The following is a 23327-nucleotide window of genomic DNA, read 5'->3' as shown; positions in this document are numbered from 1 at the left end:
CTGGGAGGCTCAAGGAGGAAATAATGAAAACATATGCGAGGAAAATAATCAGTGCGGTACTGGTGTTGCTGATGTTAATCCAAGTTGTCGCTGTAGTACCTGTTCAAGCGAATCCGATGACACCTTTGGAGAAGTTAAATTATGCAATCAGCGAGGGATCTGTTAGCGAAATACAGGAGGTACTGGAAGGGAACCTGATTGTGACTTTGCCACTTGGTTACTCTGGGTTGTCTATACAAGAGAAAGAAGCGATAGCGAGATTGGTGGCTACTTTGCCAAAAGGGGAAGCGTATTCTAGTGAGGAACAATTAGAATATACTTTTAACTTGGCATATCAAGGCATGATTTTAATCAGTAATACGGACTTGTTTGCTATACAATTGCAAATGGATCTGGTCTACAGTCTGTTGAGCCAGTCTAAAAACTACTTCACCAATGACACCACAGAAATGATGTATAAATCGGGTGTGAAGTATGAAGAAATGAGCGGTGTTGATCGACAAATAATTTCTCATTTTATCCAAATGACCTTAATTGCATTTCATGGTAGTGAGGGATCAACTGAGTTAGACAACGCATTTTTCCAAGTAATATTTGGGATAACCGGGTATCCTGAAATCAATAAAGCAAAAGTCGAGGAATTGATGTTAGAGACGTTGAACTTTAACCAGTTCTTTAAAGGGTCCATTGATGAGTTTATTGATGATAACCCTGAATCTGGTGCAGTAGCCTATCCATTGGATTTTGATAAATTGAAATCTATTCAGGAAGACTCGGAACAAATGACAGAACTGGCTAATTGGATGATTGAAAAGATGCCGCAAGGTGGCTTTGCTTCAATAGAAGATATCCAAAAAAGTTTCGATCAGTTCTTTAATTCGGCAGCACCGTTAGTAACCGTAGATGATGATGTCAATGTCATTGTTGGTGCGGATGATACTATGGAATACACTCAGAATAATGGCGAGAATTGGTTTGATTACAGCACCACTAACCCACCCGAATTCAAAGGGAATAAAACGGTATGGGTTCGTGTTAAAGCAAACGAAAGTAATGCCGCAAGTCTCTATGAGATTTTAATCTTTACAGAGAATAAAGAAACAGACCCGCTTGAATCATTGAATCTAGCTAAGAGTAATGAAGATGTAGAAGGTGTCCTTAGCGAAATTCAAGATTCCGCGTTAGGACTCGAACTGCCTGTAGATTTCAGTGATTGGAGCAACGATGAGAAAGAATCTGTAGCTGTATTTGTCACTTTAATGAATGGGGCAAAAGGATATGTGAGTAAAGGACAAGTGCAATATGTACTTGATATGGCTGTAGAACCACGAAACCTCTTTAATAAACCTGCACTGACTGATGTTGAGGAGAATATCAATGCTTATTTTTCCAAATTATTAAATTTACCTGAAGTTTTTAGCATAAACCTCGACCCAAGTATTCAATCACTATATAAAGTAGGGAAAACGTATGAAAATTTGTCTGTTGTAGATAAACAAATTTTTGCATACCGCATGAAATTTTACTCAATGCGTGATGAAATTCCTTCATATCAGAACAGAGATCAACTTTCTACGTCGTTATCTACTTACAATGCAATCAATGATGTAACTAATCAAACCAAGATGTATAATGCTTTGGTACGTCTGCGTTTAGTACAGAAGGAATCAACACAGTATAACAATCTCCCTAGTACTATCAAATATATGGTAGAGTTTCCGCTTAACATGGACAAAGTGGATAGCATAGATTATGCGACATATAGAAAACTTGCCCAATGGATGATTGATAAGCGTCCAGTTGGTGGTTATGAAAACTATAAAAACATCCAAAAAACTTTTGATCAGTTCTTTAATCCAGCAGATCCTTTGAGAGTTATCAACGAAGCGAGAGCTACGAAGAATACTGATGCTATACTCGGGGCAATTACTCAACCGGAATGGTTGGATCTTCCGGCTGGCTTTGACATTCTCCAACCTGAGGAGAAGAAAGCCATAGCTAATGTGGTAATGACCTTTTTACCGATTGACTATGCCTACGATCTTAAGAAACAAGTGCAATATGCTGTAGAAATTGGGTATAAAGGCATCCAGACGATCAAACAAACAGACAAGATTCTTTTCCAACAGCATTTGAATGAGTTCTATTCCCTTTTTGTTGAGTCAACAGAGTACTTTGAATATCCAGGGATGGAAATGTTTAAAGAGTTAGGTCAAAAATATTTAAATGCATCCAATGTGGATAAAGAGTTGCTTGCTTATACTGCAAAACGTCTGTTTCAGGGTTCGGATCTTTCAATTGAACAGGTATACGGTGCTTCATTAATGTTAGTCATGAATTATTCCTACATTAATGATGCTATAGACGTTAGCGAGATGAAGAAAGCCATGCTGATGCTATACAGCTTCCAGCAATCTACTGAGATGATGGAACCTTTCGAACCATTCCTACTTAAGTTGAATGCTATGAAGGATCTAGTAGAAGATGATACTCGAATGGGAAAACTGGCTCAATGGATGCTTGATCGCAAGTCTGCTAACGGATATAGCAGTATTAGCGAAGTGCAGAAAGCATTCGATCGTTTCTTCGACCAAATCATTATTATTACGCCTACACCTACACCATCAACTGGCGGTGGAAGTGCAGGATATACACCAGTAACGTCTACACCTGCTCCAACAACGAAACAAGAACAGATCGTAGTCGACGTTAATGGAACAAACGGTACCAACTTGACCAAAACGCCAATCACACGTACAACCGAAACCAACGGCACGATCAAAGATCTGGTGAAAATGACCGAAGCAATTGCCAAGGAATCGGTTGAAAAAGCGAAGCAATTGAATATGAACACCGCACGCATTGTTATTCCAGATACCAAAGATTCCGTGTCCGAGACACGTATTGAACTACCTAAGGCAGCGGTAAAAGAATTGAATGATGGTTCGCTGAAACTTGAAATCTCCACTGAAAATGTAGTGATTTCCGTTCCGACGAATTCCATCGCCGGATTCGATCAAGACTTGTACTTCCGCGTTGTACCTTTGAAAAAGGAATCGGAGCGCAAAGAAGTTGAAGAGCGTGCAAAGAAAGAACAGTTGATCCAACAGATTGCTCCGAATACGAATGTTCGCGTATTGGCTCGTCCGGTAGAGATCGACACGAATATGCAGAGCCGCGAAGTGACACTCACGTTGCCACTGCGTGACAGTCTACCAACTGATCCGGCTGCTCGTCAGCAGGCATTGGACAACTTGGCAATTTATATCGAACACAGTGACGGCACAAAAGAATTGATTCAAGGCAAATTGGTGAAACTCGCGGATAACAGCGAAGGTATCGAATTTACCGTAACCAAATTCAGTACGTTCACCCTCGTTGTTGTGGATGGACTGAAAGCTTCACAAGGTACACATCAACCGTATATCCAAGGTTTTGGTGCAGATTTCCGTCCAGATGCATTCGTAACACGTGCACAGATGGCAGCTATGCTGGCTCGCAATCTTCCAACTGAAGCGGCAGCAGGTTCCGCGAATAGCGTGAGTTACAAGGATGTATCTGCGACACACTGGGCAACAAGTGAGATTCAAAAAGCACAATCCGCTGGTATCATGAACGGCATGAGCAACACTCAATTTGCACCGGAAGGTTCGATCACCCGTGCACAGATGGCGACGATTGCTCATCGCTGGATGCAGCAACAAGCGAGTGCAACAACCGTAAATGGTCCAGCAGTTTCCTTCACAGACGTATCCGCAGACCTGTGGGCAGCAGAAGCCATTGCTTATGTGCAATCCGCTGGCCTGATGGTTGGTTATAACGATGGGACTTTCAAACCGGATAGCAAGTTGACGCGTGCTGAAGCGGTGAAAGTGTTGAACGTATTGTTCAACCGGACACCACTCACTGGCGTAGCTACGCCAACGTTCAGTGATGTAACAGCATCACACTGGGCATATGCTGATATCGAAGCTGCAGCGCAAAAGTAATGTTTTTAAAAGAAAAAAGGGGTCATTAACGCATTAGCATATGGAAAAGAGAACCCCTAATGACGGATAGGATATGACAATACAATAGATAGAATAAAAAAAGAGCTGTTCCAAAAAGCCATACATTGGCTAGGAACAGCTCTTTTTTGCGCTTTAGTGTGACTCAACAATGGTACGTCAGATCGTCTAGGTTCGTTAGCGCCCCTGGGTCACCTACTAGTTATTCTGTTTACGCAGTTGTACTACTCTTTGTTGGGTGCGTGTGCAGCATTCTCGTAAAATTTCCCGTCTCGCAATTGATCCACGAATCCTTGGAGCCAGACGTAATATTGCTCTGCGTGTTGGAGTTTGTGCAGATCACGCAGTGCATCATCTCGATCTTCAGAAGAGGTATGCTCCGAAAGAATCATTGCGGACAGGTCGGGAATGACCTCACGAATGCCTTCTAACATGACATCTACTTCCCGTTGGAGCTTGGCCCCAAAGAAATTCTGGAATGTACGATAGAAGTCGGTCTCTGCCAGATACTGATCCTGGCGGTCCTTCTTCTCCTCCAGTTTGTAGATCATCTGTGACTCTGTAAGTGAACGAACCGCATAGCTCATGTTGCTCTTGCTCATATTCATCGAGGTTTTCATCTCTTCAAGTGTCATCGGTCGATCCTCAAAATACATGATGCCGTATAATTTGCCAAACGTATGATTAACTCCATACAGATCCATCGTATTAGCGATGGCCTCAATGACTCTCTCCCTCAGCGCATGCCGATCAGGTAACGAAGAATGATTCGGGTTCCCGGCGGTTTCTTTTCCCACATTGTCACCTCTGGTTTATGATAGCGTTCCCACTAGCTGCCTCATATTTTACATGACTTGTTCCAATTTTAACATAAGCCGGAATTAGAATTTTCAATACAAGTGTACAATCAATTTTGTACAGAAGAAATATAAAGTCGATTATACTCAAAAATTCCCAATCATTAAAGAAAAATTGGACAGTAAGGAGTGGGGGATTTGCGTTTAAAACTATGGAGGGAGTCTGAAGCGGTTCTATTCACGCTGCCTGCTCTAATCCCATTGCTGATCTTCTGGCTGGGACCTCTGGGATATATCGTTTATCTCAGTTTCACCGATTGGGACTTCATGAGCCCGGACAAGCTGTTCGTTGGGTTGGACAATTACAGTTATCTGCTGACAAACTCTGAATTCTATCGATCACTGAAAGTAACCTTGTTATTCGGACTGGGCAGTGTAATCCCAACCATTGTGGGCGGATTGGCACTTGCGATGCTCATGAATAGCAAAATCAAATCATCCGGCATCTTCCGGACATTACTCTTCTCACCTTGGGTCACCCCGACAGTTGCGGTATCCATTGCGTGGTCCTGGATCTTTGAGCCAGAAGTCGGACTCGCTAATCTGATGCTGGGCTGGGTTGGCGTATCTCCGATCGGCTGGTTGCGTGACGCGGACTGGGCGTTGGTTGCTGTTCTGATTGTCACGCTCTGGAAGTCGATAGGATGGGCGATGGTATTTTATCTGGTTGCGCTACGAAATCTACCTTCCGATCTGCTTGAAGCAGCTTCAATCGATGGAGCCAACGGTTGGGACAAGTTCAGAAGTATCACATTGCCGCTGATCTCACCAACGACGTTTTTTCTCTCGATTATTCTTACTATCCAGTCCTTGCAAGCCTATGACCAGATCAATGTCATGACGCAGGGTGGACCGGCGGGATCAACGAGAACGTTGCTGTACATGTATTACCAGTCTGCATTCGAATCCTTTAATGTAGGTGAAGCTTCGTCCATCGCCGTTGTGATCATTCTGATCTGCGTGTTGCTGTCGGGAGTATCCTTCCTGCTTGGCAGACGTCTGGTGCACTACTAATGACAATGACATTGCCCAACAAAAAGTCTAAACGGATGAAGCGCAAGGAGTTGCAGAACGTGTCACAACCAATTTTTAAAATAAGTAAATTAATCCGCTACCTGCTGTTAGCCGTTATCGCGCTGGGTACAGCCTTTCCCTTCTATTGGATGGTCATTAGTGGATTCAAAACCAATGATGAGATCTGGCAGTTCCCGCCGACCTTCTGGCCGGAGACGTTCCTGTGGAGCAACTATGTGGACGCCTGGAATGCGGCACCATTTGCCCGCTACATCCTGAACAGTACCGGGGTGGCCTTAGCCATCTGTCTATTTCAGATCGTCAACTCCAGTATGATGGCTTACGCTCTGACACATATGAAATTCCGTCTCAAAGGTGTACTGACATCCCTGATTCTGGTGGGTTATATGATACCGAGTACAGCCGTATATTTGCCTAGTTACCTGGTGCTTAGCGAACTTAACTTGCTAGATTCCTACACAGGCTTGATTGTATCCAACTGCGTCAGCGTGTTCTCGATCTTCCTGATCCGGCAGGCGTTCATGCAGGTATCTCATGAATTGGTGGAAGCCGGACAGCTGGACGGTGCATCCCACTTCCGGATTCTCTGGACGATTATCACGCCACTTGTTCGCTCAAGCTTCGCCGTGATGGTTCTGATTACGTTTATTGAACAGTACAACAACTATTTCTGGCCTATGCTCATCACCAAAGATCCTGACCTGCAGCTGGTATCGGCTGGTCTGCGCAGCTTCTTTGTAGAAGGTGGGGCATATGGACTGGCTTGGCCACAGATTATGGCTGCGAGTGCCTTCACCATTGCACCCCTACTTATTCTCTTCCTGTTCACCCAGAAGACGATCATGCAGAGCGTGAATATTACGGCTGGTGTGAACAAGAACTGATATGCACTACCATTCACCTAAAACGGGAGGAACGACAATGAATTGGAGTCAGGCAAGCATGACATGGAAAAAGAGATTGAGGTTGAACTGGAAAGGCGGCATGTCGCTGGTACTCGCGACTAGCTTTGCGCTAATGACAGCTTGTGGAACACAAGCACCCGCAGAATCAAGCACGACGGCTGCTGCCAGTGGAACCGAAGCTCAGGCGAAAGATCCGGTGGAGATCGAGTTCTGGTATGGTCTGGGTGGTAATCTGGGCGATAACATGAAAAAAACGATTGATGCGTTCAACGCCTCCCAGAACGAAGTCGTTGTGAAGGGAATTGTACAAGCAGATTACACGGAAACGGAACAGAAGCTGCAAGCAGCGATTGCTTCCAAGAAGGTTCCGGCCGCTGTACTGAGTGCTAACATAGACTGGGCACGCAAAGGATACTATGCACCGATGGATGAGATGATCGCGGCGGACCCGAATTTTAAGAAAGACGATTTCATTCAAACGTTCCTGAACCAGGGACAGGTGGATGGTAAGCAATACTTCCTACCTATGTATGGAACGACCCAAATCATGTATTACCGTATGGATACGTTAAAAGAGAACGGAATCGATCCAGCGAGTCTGACAACATGGGAAGCGTTGGCTGAAGCAGCAGCGAAGATGAGCAAACAAGAGAATGGCAAGACAACGTTCTCTGGCTGGCAACCGATGTGGGGTAAAGACAACATGATTGATGCCGTATTGGGTAAGGGTGGTCAGATTCTTAGCGACGATGGCAAAACCGTTATGATTGACTCCCCAGAGTGGATCGAGACATGGGACCTGTTCCGTAAATGGATTAACGAAGACAAAATCATGGGCATCGAGTATGGTGGTCAAGGTTGGGAATATTGGTACAAAACAATTGATAATGTGATGAAAAACAAAGCAGCAGGTTACACCGGATCAAGTGGTGACCAAGGTGACTTGGACTTTAGCGTAGTCGCTGCGATGCAACAACCAGGTTGGGAAGGCATTGGTGAAGGTAAACCGGTAGCGAATGCCATTTTGGCAGGTATTCCGGCAGCAGCTAGTCCAGAGCAACAACAAGCTGCTTATAAATGGTTTACGTACTTCTCTGAGACGTCCAACACAGCTTCATGGTCTATGAATACCGGATATATTGCAGTGCGTCAATCGGCTCAACAAGATCCAGAGTTCATGAAATTCAGTGAGGAAAATCCACAGATCACTGTACCCCTGCAACAAGCAGCTCACGCTTCGGCTCCATTCCAGGATCCAACAGGTGGCAAAATCAACGATGCATTGAAAGATGCAGCTGATAAAGTACAGATCAATAATATACCAGCTGAGCAGGCGCTGAAGGAAGCGAAAGAGAAAGCGCAGAAAGAACTGGATCGTGTAACGAAATAACGATATCGATAAACTGCTTCCACGTGCTTCGGTCGAGAAGCAGCTCGAATAACAAGCAAACGTATTGCTATAAGTAACTCATGCGAAATGGGCGGTACATGCTGTACCGTCCTTTCCGTTTATACAAGATCGCAGACAAGGAGTTTAACCAATGCAAGATGAGACGTATGTGGACGGATTGCCTAATCCGATTGAAGCTGTTTTGTTTGATAAGGATGGGACATTACTTGATTTTACGGGCATGTGGGGGTTCTGGACCGATTGTGTGTTGAACGAGTTTAGAGACCAGCTAGCTACCTGGGGACTTCGTATTAACACAGATGAACTTCCGCAGATCTGGGGAACTTTCCACGATGACCAGGGTCGAATGATTGGGTATGATGTGCGGGGCCCGCTTGCGATGGGAACCATGGATGAAGTGTATGCCGTGTTAACATGGCATGGATATCGTGCGGGTCTCAGCTGGGCGGAAGCTAAGATTATGGTCCGGGAGTGTTTGGCGCGAGCGGAGGAAGAGATGGAGCAGCATCGTCCGGCACATCCGTTACCGGGCGTTCGAGAATTCCTTGAACAGTGCCGTACCGAAGGCGTAGTTATGGGTGTCGTGACGGCAGATGATACACCTAGTGCAATCAAGCACTTGCAGTGGATGGGGCTGGATTCCTTCTTTGACGTGGTGATTGGTACAGATCTGGTGGAGCGGGGGAAACCTTTTCCCGATATGCTTATACTTGCTTGTGAACGGTTAGGTGTATCTGTACAGCATACGGTGGTTATTGGAGATACGGACGGAGACATGGAGATGGCACGAACTGCTGGTGCGGGGTATAGGATTGGGATTGGAGAACCGGGAAAAATCCGCTTGGCGGATAGAACGATTCAATCGTTCCATGAATTGCTGAATGGTGGGCTTGGCCGATGACGAACAGTCACGCTTACTTGGGCTGGGTTCTGTTGGCTCTGGCCATCGGGCTGGAGCTGAGTGCTACTATTTTGCTAAAAGTATCGGATGGATTCTCACGGTTATGGCCTTCGATTATGATGTTTGTATGTTATGGCGCAAGCTTTACGTTTCTGAATTTTGCAGTGAAGTATATGCCGCTGGCTGTAGCCTATGCGATCTGGTCTGGGGTGGGCATCACGCTCATTGGCGTCGTAGGGCATTACTATTTCGGTGAACGTCTGCGGCTCACGTCGATGGTATGGATCGGTTTTATTCTGATTGGCATTATTGGACTGAAATGGAGTGATTCTTGATGGGAAATAAACATACCTCTGAGCAACCTCTTGCCAGCTTTCAGGTCATTACGGACACACATGTGCGGGATGAGGCAGATCATATTCATAACCGGCATCTGGAGCAAGCGTTAGCCGACATAGCTACGTTCAGTCAGGGAAGCAGCGGAATCATGCATGTGGGTGATGTGACGGATCGAGGTCTGCCAAGTGAATATCGTGAGTTGCAACGCATATGGAAGCAACATGCGGAGAACTTGCCGGATATCCGTTACACGGTAGGTAACCACGATATTGGAGCCGTGGTATGGCAAGATCCACCGATCGTTTTGCTCGAGATGAAAGAGGATGAAGTAGCCGAGTTATTGGAGCAGGAGGGCCAAGATATCTCAGACGAAGCTGCATCAATTACAGTCGCCGGGTTATGGCAGCGTCGATTAAGTGATTTTGAAGGGACAACAGGCATGAGGGGCTCTTACCACGATCACTGGATTGACGGGTATCATTATATTTTCCTGGGCACCGAGCAACCTCATCCGAAGGATTGTGATATGTCGGCTGAACAGTTGGAGTGGCTAGAGTCGAAATTGTCTGAGCGAGCAACGCCGAATCAACCCATCTTTCTCTTCTTGCACCAGCCGCTTATGGATACGGTAGCGGGGTCGTTGAAGGAACAAGGCTGGTATGGTGTAAATCAGGATGCGGAACTCAAGGCCGTTCTGGCTAAATACCCGCAAGCAATTCTCTTCTCGGGCCATACCCATTGGCAATTGGAGGCACAGCATACGATGTACGATGGTGCAGGCCACATGCCAACCATGTTCAATGCGTCGTCTGTAGGTTATCTATGGACGGATCAGGATGAACATCTGGAAGGCAGCGAAGGGCTTCATGTGGAGATTTATAGGGATCGAGTGGTTGTGAAGGGGCGGAACTTTGTTACGGGCGAATGGATCGAGGGTGCTGCGTTTACGGTAAGTTACCCTGTGAAGGGTAGTTAAATAAAGATATTAGTTGAATAAGTAAATAAGACTATCGAGATATTCTCGATAGTCCCGATGAGTCGCTCAGAAGGGCGGCTCTTTTATTAAGTTATTTAGTCCAAAAATCCATTTTCTCTAAGAGCCATTGTAGTGCTGACTTCTGCTCCGTTATAATATGAGCTTCCGTTTGCATACCTGATTTGATCTGTTCCTGCTGACCAAGGGCATCTTTTAGTTGTATTGATTCAAGAGAGGCCTCCACCACGTAATAAGTGGAACCATCTTGAGGGTTTACTAAAGCATCGCTACTAATGGAATCTATTTTGCCAAGGACAGAACCGTACTCTTCTAAGGGGAAGGCGGCAAAATGAAAACGCACAGGATCTCCTTCATGTATTCTTCCAATATCTTGGTGATTCATAGCAATTTGAATGGAATAGATCGTATTGTTTACGGGAACGACATCCATGACTTGCAATCCTTCCTGGATAAGCTGTCCTTCACCTACTTCGTTTATGGTATTGATAACTCCTGAGGTAGGTGCTGTGGCCGTATATTTATCCAGATTGGAACGAATTGTATTAATTTGGCTATAGAGTTCCTTTTTCCGTTTTCGTAACTCATCAATGCTATCCTGCAACTGAACGTACAAGTCAGATTCTTGTTTTTTCAGCGTTTGTTTTTGTTTCAGTGCATCTTCTAACTCGGACTGTATTGTGTATCGAAATTCACTTTGATTAGTTTCCATTTGTAGCTTGTTCGTTTTTAGTTTTTCTATAGCCGCAGTAGTGGTGAGTTCATCACTGTTAAAGATCGCTCGTTTGTACTCTTCCTGAATTTGTGTTTCAGCCAATGTATTCTGAGATACCTTTAGGCTATAGTTCTCATATCGTTCATATTCCACGGAACCAGAGGTTAAATAATTTCTTCCGTAATTAAGACTTTTGAGCAGGAGACGTTTATTTGCAATGGTTTTATCCGTTTCAACCTGATCAGCAATCGTTTTGGAAATATCCAATTCTAACTTGTTTTGTACTGGATTATCATTGCCCAGTAGAGCATTTGCTGTCTTGTTTGACTTCATTGTATCATTACCTGACGAAAGTGCTGTAGAGAGTTGTTCAAGTCCAGCTAATCTCTGCTCTGTTTCCTTATAATCATTTTGCAAACGATTTTTATCGCTTTTAAGAGTTCCTGTCTGAATAGAAAATAGCTTATCACCAGCCTGAACTCGTTGTCCCTGTTGTACATATATTTTTGAAACACTTCCTGTAGCCTTATTAACAATTTTGGATATCTTCTCATTAGGTTTCACTACTCCGGGAGCTTTAACAACTACATCAATCTGAGCTTTCCAGCTCCAGATAAAAGCAATGACTAATATTAACGTCAGTATTAGAAGAAACCAGGTAATAAATGCAGGAGATCTCTTCTCCAACATTTCCCTGCTGTCTCTCAACTCTTCAGGATTTAGAAGTTTAAGACTCATACCATCGCCCCCGTGTGTTCCAGCTTAGGCAGAGTACGATTCTCTTCTTGTACAGTTTCCGTATCTATTCCAGGTAACTGATCTTTCCAAAGCTCGAAATATCTCCCTCGCTGTTGTAGCAGCTGATCATGTGTTCCGGCCTCTACCACAGTACCTTTGTCCATTACAAAGATCCGATCACAACGCATAACCGTACTCAAGCGGTGAGCAATAATAATCATCGTCATATCATCCAGGCTGTGTATCGTATCCGAAACGGCTTTTTCCGTAGTGGTATCCAAATTACTGGTTGCCTCATCCAAAATCAGAATGTCAGGTTTGGTAAGTAATGCGCGTGCCAAAGCCAATCGTTGACGTTGTCCTCCTGATAGATTGGATGCATTCTCCTCAAGATTGGTCTGATACCGCATAGGTAATTGATTAATAAAATCATGAGCACTTGCTTGCTTAGTTGCCTCGATAATTTCATCCATTTCAATCTCGGATGTTGCTCCCATGGCAAGGTTATCTCTAATCGTACCGCTGAAGAAAAATGTCTGTTGTGGGATATAACTTATCTTCTGTCGAAGCGACTCAATAGATATGTCTTTTATATTATTTTCAGAAATCAATAGCTCTCCCTTTTCCGCCTCATAGAAACGAAGTAATAGTTTAACGAGGGTTGTCTTACCAGAACCACTCTCTCCTACTAGCGCAACCTTTTCTCCTCTGTCGACATGTAGATCAACACCATTCAGGATGGATTGTCTTGTTCCATATCGGAAATGCACATCTTTGAAGTCGATAGATCCCTTTAGTGACGCTGGTTTAATATTGCTTTCATCTGACTCTTTTTTTTCAGGTTCCAAATCCATAATTTCAGTTAGCCGATCTGCGGCAACAACAGCCGTTTGTAGTGAAGATTGTAGGTTGATCAGGTTTAAAATCGGATTTATAAAGTATGCAAGCAAAGCATTAAATGTAATCAGTTGTCCCATCGTTAATTGTCCCTTTAAGACTTCGTTAGCTCCAATCCAAAGGATAACAATCCCGCTGACTCCCTGAAGAGCACCTTTCAAAGTGGACTGAAAGTTGTTGGAAAAACCAAATTTAAAGAAAGTACGCAATAATTTAGTGAATTTCTTTTCGGTTTCCAAGTTAGCTTCTCTTTCAGCCTGATAAGCTTTAAGAGTCTCAATACCGTTGACTGATTCGACAATGTATGAAGTAAGTTCTGCATTCTGTTCCATCTGCTCACGGTTTTGCCTCTCGAATGTGCGATGGAAACCCCAGACAATTAGCGCATAGAGTGGTATCATAATTGCCGTTATACCAAAGAGGAAAGAGTTCTGAGTATATAGGATAATACCTCCTGCAATTACCATCAGAGAATCAATCATAATGGTCAGAGCTGCACTGGATATTGCGTCTCTAACCTTGGATGCATCCATAAGTCGTGAGATAATTTCGCCTGTTTTACGGGTTTCGAAAAAAGAGAGAGGTAATCTCAGTACATGGTAGTAGTATCCAAGTATTAAGGAGATGTCGAGCTTTTGGCTTAAATATAATAATAAATGACTTCTAAAAGCATTTAATAATGTCTGTAGTAGGGTCAGAATAATAACACCGATTGAAATCCATTGTAAGGTCTGCTCTAGCCTATAAGGAACGATTGAATCAAGTAAGAACTTAAAGTAAAATGCGCCTAGGATGCCTAGAGTCGTATATAGCAATGACGCAAAAAAGATCCCAAACAACATTCGCTTCTGTGGGAGTAATAGGGTGAAGAAACGTGATAAAGCACCCTGCGTTTCATCTTTCTTCTGAAATTGTGCGGTCGGAACCATAAAAATAAGGATGCCTGTCCATATTTTAAAAAACTCTTCAGGACTATACTTTACAATCCCCTTTGCCGGGTCAGCTATAATTACTTTTTTCTTTGTAATTTTATGTATGACTATATAATGGAGAAGCTTCTGATCGATAACTACATGGGCAATACAAGGGAGTGGGAAGTCACTAAAGAACGAATCTTGACTACCCTTGACACCTTTTGCTGAAAATCCTAGTTGTTCAGCAGCTTTAATTAAGCCTAACGCGTTAGTTCCGTATTTATCTGTACCGGCAGTTTCTCTAATTCGTGTAAGGGGGATTTTTAGTCCATAATGTCGAGAGATGGTTGCTAAACATGCTGCACCGCAGTCTTTTTCATCATATTGTTTTTGAACTGTATATCGTACTCTAAATAAAGACATGTAACCTCCATAGAAATGTGAATTGATCAAATAAAAATAATGTATCTAGAATGGATATGTAATATAAACGCTAATTGTGCATATTCATTATTATTCATGTTTCTATTAATATAGGGGAGAGATTCTCCTCAATAAGTAGCTTATATCAAATTACCAATAGCAGCCAAGCTTGATCTGTGTATTGGATATATCACCTATCCTCTATATTTTATATATTTCTACTATTAATAAAATATCCTGTATAGGATATTGTAGCTTCATTATCTAAATTGAGCATATGTACGTACAATACATTTAATATAAACAATTCGCAGAGTATTTGTGTAAATTGACATCACTTTTCAGGTTGTTAGAGACCATAGAATACAAAATATACCGTCAACATGTATCGCTGCGGTATTAATAGGTGGGAAAAACACTCCCATTATATTCTCTTTTAAGTTAGCGAAAATAACTTATGAATTTTAACGAAAACTTCTAGGGGCGTATTATAGACTAACACACGGGCATGCATAAATGGAGTAAAAAGAGATGCTTAATTTAGTAGTAAAACAAGCTACTATTCGGGAGCTTTAATCAAACTTGAGTAATTGTCCCTGATTTTCAAACCCCGTTGTTTCTGATATTCTATACAAACCGTAATGCTTGTATAGAGAGAGACAGCAAAAATAGGCAACGCCGCAACTCCTGACATGCCCTTGTTTAATCGTTGTTTCACTCTATGATTTTTTAATATTTTTCATTTCTGTTGTATAAGCAACAACTTGAATAATAAGAGCAATTGTAATAACAATAAACATTATTCCAACTATAGGCAATTTAGTGGTTAAATAGTTAATTCCCGATGTAATAGTACATAGAATAGATAATAGCAGAGAAACTCTTAAAGATTTAATTTTTTTCCCCATTATATTCATGACCTCCTAAAAAATCATGCAAGAAGGCATTTTTATTAAAATTCCTTCTTGCATAAAAACATATCAAATTATTTATTTCCAGTTTGATGCAATACTAGCAATACCTGAACCGACAGCCGCTACACCAAGTGATATAGCTGCTGCTCCTGCGAATTTAGTTGCTGTTGTAGGTTCCGGAACAGCCATAGCTGCTACTCCCCCAACTACTCCAGCAACTCCAGCAACTACCTCAGCTACACCACCGATTACACCCCAAACACCACCTGCATTTATTTCGGACAATACAGATTCATTTAATTCAACAAAACCGTGGGAAATAGATAATTCCATTTTGTTACCCCTTCTCATTTAAATTATTTTTTTGTAGCATAATCTAGCAAATATGAACCTGATGATACCATGGCGGATGCTGCCCCAATACCTGCTGCTACTCCAGCAACTGGCGTAGCAACGCTACCACCAATCCCTGCAAGTATACCGACAACTGGAGCAGCTCCAATCAAGATAGCTCCTGCTGCCCCCGCAAGGGCTTTCCCAACACTTCCGCCTTCTACAAACATCATTTCTTCACTTGTTAATTCAATAAAATGATTATTTATATTCATTGCATTTGTCATTCGTAATCCTCCTTTAGTGATAATTCATTTATGTATTTCAACTGTATGCATGATACATAGGCTAGCACTATGCATCAAGTAATACAGATAAAATCATCAACTATAAAATTGATGGGTTAACTCCTATATAAACATCTACAATCATATTATCCATGGATTGCCCCGGCTGTAAGTCAACAACATTCACATTGTAAGCTGCTGTTATCGGTTGCAGACCCTTCTGGTTAATATATTGATTTAACTCGTTGTATGTATCCTGTAAGGTATTTGGGTTACCCTCATGCCTAGCATAAACTGCGTTCATTAGATGAAAAACATTTTTGAAATTATATTCTCCATATAATTTCGTAGGCTGATCTAGTGGAACCAAAATCTCCGTATCTAATAGTGGCTGTTCGTTTGATTGCTCAATTGCAAAGGTAACAGTCACAAGGGGGCCATTTTTTTTTAAGTCATTTTGCTCAAGGAATTTACCAATATTCATCATTTCCTGTTGTATGTCTGCTTGAGTCATTTTCTTTCTCAGAGACAGTACATTCTCAATTTTAAACTCTTTTTCTATTTCGATTATTCTCATATGTAAGTCTAGTTCCCTTCAACTAAAAATGCATTTATGCTATACATCCACCACCGTGGGAGGCTAGAATAATATCGAGCCTGAAGACGTCGTTTCTGTCACAAGAAACGGTGTTCAGCTCGCTTTGTACTTTAAGTAATATTTTAGTTGATTTGGAGCTCTTTGATAACTACCCTTTAGGGTAGTTTTTAGTGTCACGTAATTACCTGAGGGTGGAAAACATTTTGGAACGACTTTTTTGGCCCTGGGTGGATTATTCACTTTAATCAATTTTAGATAGAATTATTTTTTTAACAAAGTCGACCTGATGCTTTACCTCTACCTTTTCATAAATATGTTTCACATGAAATCGAACGGTTTCCTCAGAGATATTAAGCATTTGCGCAATTTTTGAACGGCTGTGGCCTTCCAGCCAATAGTAAGCTACCTCTATTTCACGATTAGTCAATCGAAAGTCTTCCAACTTCCGGTTGATTCTTTTCTTTCGCGCACTAGGGTCCATCCAATCCCGGCACTCCTCAATATTACGTATAATCTTTTCAAGTAGCGGTACGGCAAAGATCACATCTTCAGCTGAATCAAAGGACATACCCAAATAACCAAGAATTTTTCCCTCGGCTCGGATGGGGGCACAAATGGAGGACCAAGAGGAAAATAATTTGTGGCTATGTTCGTTCCCTTTGACTACTGCAGTTTTTCCAGATTCCATTGCAATTGAAATAGCATTTATTCCTAAATTTTTCATACTAAAATACGTACCAGGTATTATGTAATGCTCTTTCAATTGATTTAAATGCTGGGAAGAAGCATATAATTGCAAAGACATTCCTTCATCGTCTGCCAATATAAATAAATGAGGCGGGATAACGGATGTACTTATGCTGTCTATTTCCATTTGTGTTGCACGTAGCAAAATGGCGTGTTTCACTCGTTTACGGTTTAGTTCTACCCTAAATGTATTGGTACTGACATTAGAGATTGAGTGTTTACATCTTGACGCTTGAAAAGCGCAATCCCATTGTTCCCGTTCTTGTTCGGAATACTCTTGGAGAGATATCCAGGGTTGAGAGACGGTCTCACTTTCACGAAACAAGTTCATGTTGAACACTTCCCTTATTATAGAATATTTACTCTACCCAGCTTTCAAGCCTTGTGTGCTCTCCACTTCTGCAGTTGCTAAAAAATGAAAATATAAGAACAACCTTAAGGGAGAAATCCTAAGTATAGTTTATAAAGAAAGGCTGATTCAGACATTGTGCTGTAATACAAATTTTAATAGCTGGTGTTTAGTTACAAACAATAATAAATAATAAAATTAGATCATTTTATGTAACATCTTTTCTATATCCAGTACTGGATATAGAAAAGTAATAATCCTGACCTATAATCAAATTATCAATAAGTCTAGAAGTTTAATTTTTAAAAAAAATGAGGTTTTTTTATGGAAGGTAACATGCTTTATCATCAATATTTGAAACCGAAGTCTGAATATTACGGTAAACAAGAATCAACTGAGAACTCTAATGAGTATGAACTGATGAATAAGCTTCCTGATACATATGCTGTGATAGCAACAAGTGAGTCCGTTTGGAAGCATTATCATGTTAAACATATATCTTTACCCGATCAAGGTTGGAAAATTCATATAACTTCAACCTTCGAAGAATCGCAGAACGTGTTGGATAAGGTTGCACAATTATGCCTAGATAAGAATGTTGAATTCAAGCATCTGAAGGATAGACAGAGTTTCGTTAAGGTGAATTCAAAAAATGCTAATCGTGCTACTTCCGGGAAATTCATAACAATATATCCTGTAAATAATAAAGCGTTTATTGAATTGTTAGATTTAATTTCTTTAACAACTCAGGAGTTTAAAAAGGGACCTTACATTCTTAGTGATAAAAGATGGAAGAGTAGTAATGTGTTCTATAGGTATGGAGGATTTAGCAAAGTTCTTAATGAACATGGGGAACATTGTATCAGAGATGAGAAAGGTAATTTAATCATAGATCAAAGGACTCCCTTTTACCAAATCCCTGACTTTGTAAAAGATTTTGACGAATATCTTAATACGATCAACATTACAAGTGATTCAGGAACAAACAAGGAAAGTAATTTAAAGCGGTATAAGATTGAAACTGCCCTTAGTTATAGTAACGCTGGAGGAGTATATTTAGCTCATCGAAAGCACGATAATATGAAAGTGATCATTAAGGAAGCTAGGCCCAATGCTGGTTTAGATGGGATATATCAAGATGCTTTAGCAAGACAAACTAACGAATACGATGCTTTAAAAACGCTTCAACATGTGCCCGGTGTTGTTAATTTAATTGAGTATTTCCAAGAATGGGAACATCATTTTCTGGTAGAGGAATTCATTGAAGGGCAAGATTTAAGACAATGGCTCGCAGGATATTTTCCGTTTTTTGAGAATGGTGAAGGTATGCACAACCATGCCAAAAAGGTGGAAAAGATACTGCTACAACTTTTATCACATATAGATGAAATGCATCATAGTGGAATAGCAATGGGTGATTTACAACCAGCGAATGTGATGGTAACGGAAGACTTAAGCGTCAGGATCATTGATTTTGAAACTGCCATGGCTGTAAACTCCGAAAACAAGCCCAATATGGCTACATTGGGATTCTTTTCTCAGGAAATGAGAGTCAACGGGGCAAGAGACTGGTATGGATTAAAGAGGTTGGTCAGGTATTTAGCACTTCCAGTCCTAACTTCAGAAGATTTAGATATGTATCTGCAAAGTAATCATCTCCGATGGATAAAGAAAAACTATGGCAGTTCGTTTTATCGTTTCATTAAAGATATACAAAAAAAATGCGATGATAAAATTCAATTTTATCAAGACTATACTCCTCAAGAATTTGGTCTAAGAGATGAGACAATTGAATTTAACGTGTCCTCTATAATCAATCATTTAACCAGTGGTATTATAGATAATTTTACAAAAGATGAACGATTTATTAATGGAGATATTCGTCAGTATGAGATGAACGGAGGTAAATTCAACTTTTTAACTGGTGGAAGTGGTGCTGCTTTCACACTCCATAAAGTAAACTCCAGTGCTTCAGAAGTGAATGATTGGATTGGAAATGTTTTGTTAGACAATTTATCACAAGTTGAAGGTGATGGATTACTTACTGGTAGAACTGGAATATTGGCAATGCTCTATGATCAAGGCTATACAGATGTAGTCTTAAATGAATTGAAGGTATTAAAAGATAATATTAGTGAGACTAACATTACTTTACGATCAGGTCTTTCAGGCATTGGATTGTTCGTTATTAGTGTATATCTCGAAACTGGAAATGTAGAATACTTACAGTTTGCAAAAGAAATTGCTAAGTTAATTGATGTTAATAAAGAGAAAAAAACGTCATTAAAAGTTAATGACTGGATGACAGTAGAAATAGGTTTAATTGATGGCTTATCTGGGGTAGCACTGTTTTATTCTGCGCTGTATTCAGCTACCAACAGTAAAGAGTATTTGGAAAAGGCTAAGTCATTAATTAAAGAAGATCTAATGAAGACTAAAGTAGATGATATGTCCGGCGCATTACAAACATTTGATCAAAGAAATCGCCTGTTGCCCTATCTTTCTGGAGGTTCAATTGGAATTGCTATTTCGATATGGTTCTTCAACCATGTGAGTGGACTAAACCTGTATGGGGAAGAGATGAAGGCAATATTAAAATTATCAAAGACTCGTTCCACGATTAGCGGTAGCTTGTTTGATGGTGCTGGCAGCTTTCTTTTATTGCCTTGTATGATAGAACACAGCGAAGCTCGAGAACAAATTCTTACCGATGTATTAAATTTACTTCATCTCTTCATAATCAAAAAAGATAGTTACTACGTATATCCAGGGCAATTTTCTTATAGATTAGCTGATGATGTGTATACAGGTAGTTCAGGGATAATATTAGCATTATTGGGGATTTCCAAAAATAATCCACTCTACTGGTTACCACTTGTCAACACAGATAATTTCCTGGGAAGAACGAAAGCCATGGCGGTATCAGAGAATTGAGGAAAATAAGTATCAATACATTTACATTACTAAAATAAGGAGGTGAAAAGAATGAACGAGGTATTAGAATTACAAAAATTGGCGCATAACACAGACGATAAAGGTCAAGAGGTAGAGGCAGCATTTACCTGGCCTATATCAACAATTACCACTGGCCAGCTCTCAACAGTATGTATTATTAATAATTAAATGAGTTTCTAATATTAAATAAGCAGTTGCTTGACTGAAAAATCAGCTAAGCAACTGCTTATTTATCTTTAGTGTGTCATCCAACCCCTCGTAATGGGTTGCCATCCCGTAGAGTTGTTTGGATTTTGAAGAAGCAATCTACAAAGTAATAGTTAAGATTCATAGGAAATCGTTCGGTATTTTTAGCTAATTCTTATCATTTCTATATGTGGCTGTTATATTAACTCAGTGATAGGCTCTCAGATACGTCCTAATAAAACTTTTTCATAAAACTTCCACGATCATTTACTGTACATTTTGTATAAATTTTCTTCACAAAATTCCTAACCGTGCCCTCAGTAATTCCAAGTTGTTCACTTATAAAAAGTGCCCCTTTATTCTGTAACCACAGCGCAGCAACTTCACATTCTCTATTTGTAAAACAGTATGTATTGAATAAAGCTTGTACTCGCTGGTTGTTGCTTAATTCTTTCTCAAGTTCAAGTTCAATAGAGGACACTATGGAGGAAACTAGAGCAAATATACTGTCGTATATAAATGGTGTAGAACGAGAGAAGTTCATATAAGCAATGATATCTCCCTGAACTTTGATGGGGCAGCAAAGACATAGCCAGTCTTTGAAAATTAACAGCTGATGCTCATCACCTTTCAGAAATACGTTTTGTCCCGTTTCTAGAGCAATTGAAATTGCGTTAATTCCTCCTGAATCCAGTGCCATTGAGCTTCCTAAACCAACCTCTAAAGGTTTAAGACCGTTATGAAGCGTTTCTTCTCCGATAAGGTCCAATATAATCCCTTCTAAATCGGTCAGAAAAAAAAGATGCGAGTAGAAGAGTTGTTCCTGTACCCTGCGTGTATTTACTCTGAATATCTCCAACAACTTTTTATTCTGTTGCAATCGTTCTTTCAATTCTATTTTAGGAATTTGGTGTATTGCTTCCGTATTAACGTTTTCTTGGTAAACTTTTCTCCACTTCATTGATTGTTGCGGAGGAAAGTCAGACATACAATTCCAATTCTGTGGAATGGCTATTGTGAGATTTTTCTCAATGATACTCATGTTAATCATCCTCATATTATTAATATACAATTTCTAGTACTAGTATTAGTATATAGTTAAATATCCCCATAGGCAAATTACCTTCTTTTAAGTGAATTTAAGTTACAAAGACCTTATATATAGTTAATATTACCTATAAATACCATATATATTTTATCTGGACTAATATCGTAAAAGTTCCACGTGAAACGTAGTGTGAGTACATAAGCTTGGGTAAAGTTGTAGATGGGTACACCTACGATTTATACTCAAAGTGATACGCATGCGATACGCGTAAACGCTAGTCTAACCTATTCATGGAGAGGAAGTAGAAGCGGCATGAGAGAACTTCAAGTTGTAACGAAGTACGGTACTGTTCAAGGCGAACTTTTGCATGGTGCGAGCGTATGGAAGGGTATACCCTATGCTAAACCCCCAGTAGGTGAGTTACGGTTCCAGGCTCCGGTTCAACCCGAGTCATGGGAGGGAATAAGACAGGCCACTCAATTTGGACCTGAGAATATACAGCCACGAAACCATCAACCAGAAGGTGTGACAGGAATCCCGAATGAATCAGAAGATAGTCTATATCTGAACATCTGGACACCTAAGGAAAAGGGAGCGAAACCACTGCCGGTTATGGTGTGGATTCATGGTGGTTCCTTTGTAGCCGGCTCCGGAAGTTTCCCTGTATACGATGGTACACAGTTGGCCCTTCGAGGTGACTTAATCGTTGTGACGATCAACTACCGACTTGGACCACTCGGATTTATGCATATGGCACCGCTAGGTGACTCATTTGCCACGAATGTTGGTCTGCTGGATCAGGTAGCAGCGCTGCAGTGGGTGAAAGATAACATCTCTGCTTTTGGCGGTGATACGAACCAAGTCACGGTATTCGGAGAATCGGCAGGCAGCATGAGTATCGCAGCGTTGATGGCTATGCCTGCCTCCAAGGGACTGTTTCAACGTGTTATTATGCAAAGTGGAGCTTCACAGTTCATGCCGGCAGAACAAGCATCTGCTGTACGTGATGGCATGCTGAAGATTCTGGGCGTAGAGCCAAGTGACCTACAGAAGCTAAAGACCATTCCGGCAGAGCAGATCATCGCAGCCGCAGAAACGATCAAACAGCAGAGCAGTGCAGGGATGGCCTTATTATTCCAACCTGTACTGGATGCAGTAACTCTGCCTCAGACGCCGCTTCAGGCGATAAGCGAGGGTAAGGCGAAGGATATTCCTGTGTTAATCGGTACAACGTTGCATGAAGGTTCGTTGTTTATCCAGCCGCATATTCCCTATTCACCAGAGATCGATATGGTACAAGCCGTTGACTTTATGACGCCGGATCTGGAGAATCGTGCAGCTATTGCAGACAGTTATCCCAAAACGGCAGATGGACAAGCGCAGGTCATGACCGATCTATATTTCTGGCGTTCTTCGGTACAATATGCATCTGCACAGCAGCAACATGCGCCAGTGTGGATGTATCGTTTCGATTGGGTGATGCCAGAGCATCCACTTCTTCATAAAGCAGTTCACAGCATTGAAATGTACTTTGTCTTCAATACACTGCCTGCATTGAAATACATGAATGCCGAGCCGGATGAGGCCGCAACGGGACTGGCGCTCAAAGTACAGGATGCCTGGATTTCGTTTGCCAAGATCGGTAAACCAGAGACTGCAGGGGTGGACTGGCCTGCTTATGAGCAGAATCGCGCGACATTAGTCTTCAACCATGAGATTGAAGTTATACATGATCCTGAGGCCTCCAAACGTAAGTTACTGGGGCTGTAATCCA

At 41.3% G+C, this 23327-nt stretch carries 19 protein-coding genes; 10 read left to right on the top strand and 9 right to left on the bottom strand.

Annotated features, from left to right (window positions below; genetic code table 11):
* Nucleotides 1-23: 23 nt before the first annotated feature.
* The gene (locus tag MKX75_RS28515) at nt 24-3989 is read left to right on the top strand and encodes a DUF4073 domain-containing protein (protein WP_339167745.1); all 3966 of its coding nucleotides are present in this window, start codon (nt 24-26) and stop codon (nt 3987-3989) included.
* A gap of 242 nt (nt 3990-4231) precedes the next feature.
* On the opposite strand, the gene MKX75_RS28510 is transcribed toward MKX75_RS28515, so the two are convergent.
* Nucleotides 4232-4804, bottom strand: coding sequence for a transcriptional regulator (locus tag MKX75_RS28510; RefSeq protein ID WP_339167744.1), 573 nt, complete (start codon nt 4802-4804; stop codon nt 4232-4234).
* 198 nt (nt 4805-5002) lie between these two features.
* Here MKX75_RS28510 and MKX75_RS28505 point away from each other — a divergent pair, with 198 nt between their 5' ends.
* From MKX75_RS28505 to MKX75_RS28480, 6 genes are all read left to right on the top strand, one after another.
* The gene (locus MKX75_RS28505; RefSeq protein WP_036671737.1) at nt 5003-5878 is read left to right on the top strand and encodes a sugar ABC transporter permease; all 876 of its coding nucleotides are present in this window, start codon (nt 5003-5005) and stop codon (nt 5876-5878) included.
* Between the two features lie 59 nt (nt 5879-5937).
* Nucleotides 5938-6783 carry a carbohydrate ABC transporter permease gene (locus MKX75_RS28500; protein WP_339167743.1) on the top strand — a complete coding sequence of 282 codons (846 nt, stop codon included), beginning with the start codon at nt 5938-5940 and terminating at the stop codon, nt 6781-6783.
* Between the two features lie 37 nt (nt 6784-6820).
* Nucleotides 6821-8194, top strand: coding sequence for an ABC transporter substrate-binding protein (locus MKX75_RS28495; RefSeq protein ID WP_076332114.1), 1374 nt, complete (start codon nt 6821-6823; stop codon nt 8192-8194).
* 151 nt (nt 8195-8345) lie between these two features.
* A complete protein-coding gene (locus MKX75_RS28490; RefSeq protein ID WP_339167742.1) occupies nt 8346-9116 on the top strand; it encodes an HAD family hydrolase in 771 nt (256 codons plus the stop codon).
* Nucleotides 9113-9451, top strand: a complete 339-nt coding sequence (locus MKX75_RS28485; RefSeq protein ID WP_062836644.1) for a multidrug efflux SMR transporter — start codon at nt 9113-9115, stop codon at nt 9449-9451. The genes MKX75_RS28490 and MKX75_RS28485 overlap by 4 nt, the downstream gene beginning before the upstream one ends.
* Entirely contained in the window at nt 9451-10431 is a 981-nt protein-coding gene (locus MKX75_RS28480) for a metallophosphoesterase (protein ID WP_339167741.1), read from the top strand. Before MKX75_RS28485 ends, MKX75_RS28480 begins: the two co-directional genes overlap by 1 nt.
* Before the next feature lie 91 nt (nt 10432-10522).
* Here the strand turns inward: MKX75_RS28480 and MKX75_RS28475 are convergent, their stop codons facing one another.
* From MKX75_RS28475 to MKX75_RS28445, 7 genes are all read right to left on the bottom strand, one after another.
* Nucleotides 10523-11902 carry an HlyD family efflux transporter periplasmic adaptor subunit gene (locus tag MKX75_RS28475; RefSeq protein ID WP_339167740.1) on the bottom strand — a complete coding sequence of 460 codons (1380 nt, stop codon included), beginning with the start codon at nt 11900-11902 and terminating at the stop codon, nt 10523-10525.
* Nucleotides 11899-14136 (bottom strand): peptidase domain-containing ABC transporter, encoded by a 2238-nt coding sequence (locus tag MKX75_RS28470; RefSeq protein WP_339167739.1) that lies wholly within the window; start codon nt 14134-14136, stop codon nt 11899-11901. The genes MKX75_RS28475 and MKX75_RS28470 overlap by 4 nt, the downstream gene beginning before the upstream one ends.
* A gap of 719 nt (nt 14137-14855) precedes the next feature.
* Complete coding sequence (locus tag MKX75_RS28465) at nt 14856-15044, bottom strand: hypothetical protein (protein ID WP_076332109.1); 189 nt, start codon at nt 15042-15044, stop codon at nt 14856-14858.
* 81 nt (nt 15045-15125) lie between these two features.
* Nucleotides 15126-15383 carry a hypothetical protein gene (locus tag MKX75_RS28460; protein ID WP_076332108.1) on the bottom strand — a complete coding sequence of 86 codons (258 nt, stop codon included), beginning with the start codon at nt 15381-15383 and terminating at the stop codon, nt 15126-15128.
* 23 nt (nt 15384-15406) lie between these two features.
* The gene (locus tag MKX75_RS28455; RefSeq protein WP_076332107.1) at nt 15407-15670 is read right to left on the bottom strand and encodes a hypothetical protein; all 264 of its coding nucleotides are present in this window, start codon (nt 15668-15670) and stop codon (nt 15407-15409) included.
* Between the two features lie 100 nt (nt 15671-15770).
* The gene (locus tag MKX75_RS28450; protein WP_175623734.1) at nt 15771-16247 is read right to left on the bottom strand and encodes a GyrI-like domain-containing protein; all 477 of its coding nucleotides are present in this window, start codon (nt 16245-16247) and stop codon (nt 15771-15773) included.
* A 262-nt stretch (nt 16248-16509) separates the two neighbouring features.
* Nucleotides 16510-17346, bottom strand: a complete 837-nt coding sequence (locus MKX75_RS28445; protein WP_076332106.1) for a LuxR C-terminal-related transcriptional regulator — start codon at nt 17344-17346, stop codon at nt 16510-16512.
* Between the two features lie 342 nt (nt 17347-17688).
* On the opposite strand from MKX75_RS28445, the gene lanKC reads away from it, so the two are divergent.
* Both lanKC and MKX75_RS28435 read left to right on the top strand, forming a co-directional pair.
* On the top strand, nt 17689-20298 hold the full coding sequence (gene lanKC, locus MKX75_RS28440; RefSeq protein WP_076332105.1) for a class III lanthionine synthetase LanKC: 2610 nt from the start codon (nt 17689-17691) through the stop codon (nt 20296-20298).
* 51 nt (nt 20299-20349) lie between these two features.
* Nucleotides 20350-20487: a class III lanthipeptide gene (locus MKX75_RS28435; protein ID WP_175623733.1), complete on the top strand. Its 138-nt coding sequence runs from the start codon at nt 20350-20352 to the stop codon at nt 20485-20487.
* Nucleotides 20488-20737: 250 nt separating this feature from the next.
* Here MKX75_RS28435 and MKX75_RS28430 read toward each other — a convergent pair whose 3' ends face one another.
* Nucleotides 20738-21547 (bottom strand): LuxR C-terminal-related transcriptional regulator, encoded by an 810-nt coding sequence (locus tag MKX75_RS28430; protein ID WP_076332104.1) that lies wholly within the window; start codon nt 21545-21547, stop codon nt 20738-20740.
* Between the two features lie 318 nt (nt 21548-21865).
* On the opposite strand from MKX75_RS28430, the gene MKX75_RS28425 reads away from it, so the two are divergent.
* Nucleotides 21866-23323, top strand: coding sequence for a carboxylesterase/lipase family protein (locus tag MKX75_RS28425; RefSeq protein ID WP_076332103.1), 1458 nt, complete (start codon nt 21866-21868; stop codon nt 23321-23323).
* The last annotated feature ends 4 nt before the right edge of the window (nt 23324-23327 follow it).

It is taken from the genome of Paenibacillus sp. FSL R5-0341, assembly GCF_037975235.1.
Classification (GTDB): domain Bacteria; phylum Bacillota; class Bacilli; order Paenibacillales; family Paenibacillaceae; genus Paenibacillus; species Paenibacillus amylolyticus_A.
This window is presented reverse-complemented; position numbering and strand designations above follow the sequence as displayed.

What these genes read in the sequence shown, in the direction of transcription:
- MKX75_RS28425 (WP_076332103.1), top strand. Translation starts at nt 21,866, where the DNA reads ATGAGAGAACTTCAAGTTGTAACGAAGTACGGTACTGTTCAAGGCGAA.
- MKX75_RS28515 (WP_339167745.1), top strand. Translation starts at nt 24, where the DNA reads ATGAAAACATATGCGAGGAAAATAATCAGTGCGGTACTGGTGTTGCTG.
- MKX75_RS28450 (WP_175623734.1), bottom strand. Translation starts at nt 16,247, where the DNA reads ATGAGAATAATCGAAATAGAAAAAGAGTTTAAAATTGAGAATGTACTG.
- MKX75_RS28490 (WP_339167742.1), top strand. Translation starts at nt 8,346, where the DNA reads ATGCAAGATGAGACGTATGTGGACGGATTGCCTAATCCGATTGAAGCT.
- MKX75_RS28485 (WP_062836644.1), top strand. Translation starts at nt 9,113, where the DNA reads ATGACGAACAGTCACGCTTACTTGGGCTGGGTTCTGTTGGCTCTGGCC.
- MKX75_RS28465 (WP_076332109.1), bottom strand. Translation starts at nt 15,044, where the DNA reads ATGGGGAAAAAAATTAAATCTTTAAGAGTTTCTCTGCTATTATCTATT.
- MKX75_RS28445 (WP_076332106.1), bottom strand. Translation starts at nt 17,346, where the DNA reads ATGAACTTGTTTCGTGAAAGTGAGACCGTCTCTCAACCCTGGATATCT.
- MKX75_RS28495 (WP_076332114.1), top strand. Translation starts at nt 6,821, where the DNA reads ATGAATTGGAGTCAGGCAAGCATGACATGGAAAAAGAGATTGAGGTTG.
- MKX75_RS28470 (WP_339167739.1), bottom strand. Translation starts at nt 14,136, where the DNA reads ATGTCTTTATTTAGAGTACGATATACAGTTCAAAAACAATATGATGAA.
- MKX75_RS28435 (WP_175623733.1), top strand. Translation starts at nt 20,350, where the DNA reads ATGAACGAGGTATTAGAATTACAAAAATTGGCGCATAACACAGACGAT.
- MKX75_RS28455 (WP_076332107.1), bottom strand. Translation starts at nt 15,670, where the DNA reads ATGACAAATGCAATGAATATAAATAATCATTTTATTGAATTAACAAGT.
- MKX75_RS28475 (WP_339167740.1), bottom strand. Translation starts at nt 11,902, where the DNA reads ATGAGTCTTAAACTTCTAAATCCTGAAGAGTTGAGAGACAGCAGGGAA.
- MKX75_RS28480 (WP_339167741.1), top strand. Translation starts at nt 9,451, where the DNA reads ATGGGAAATAAACATACCTCTGAGCAACCTCTTGCCAGCTTTCAGGTC.
- MKX75_RS28460 (WP_076332108.1), bottom strand. Translation starts at nt 15,383, where the DNA reads ATGGAATTATCTATTTCCCACGGTTTTGTTGAATTAAATGAATCTGTA.
- lanKC (WP_076332105.1), top strand. Translation starts at nt 17,689, where the DNA reads ATGGAAGGTAACATGCTTTATCATCAATATTTGAAACCGAAGTCTGAA.
- MKX75_RS28430 (WP_076332104.1), bottom strand. Translation starts at nt 21,547, where the DNA reads ATGAGTATCATTGAGAAAAATCTCACAATAGCCATTCCACAGAATTGG.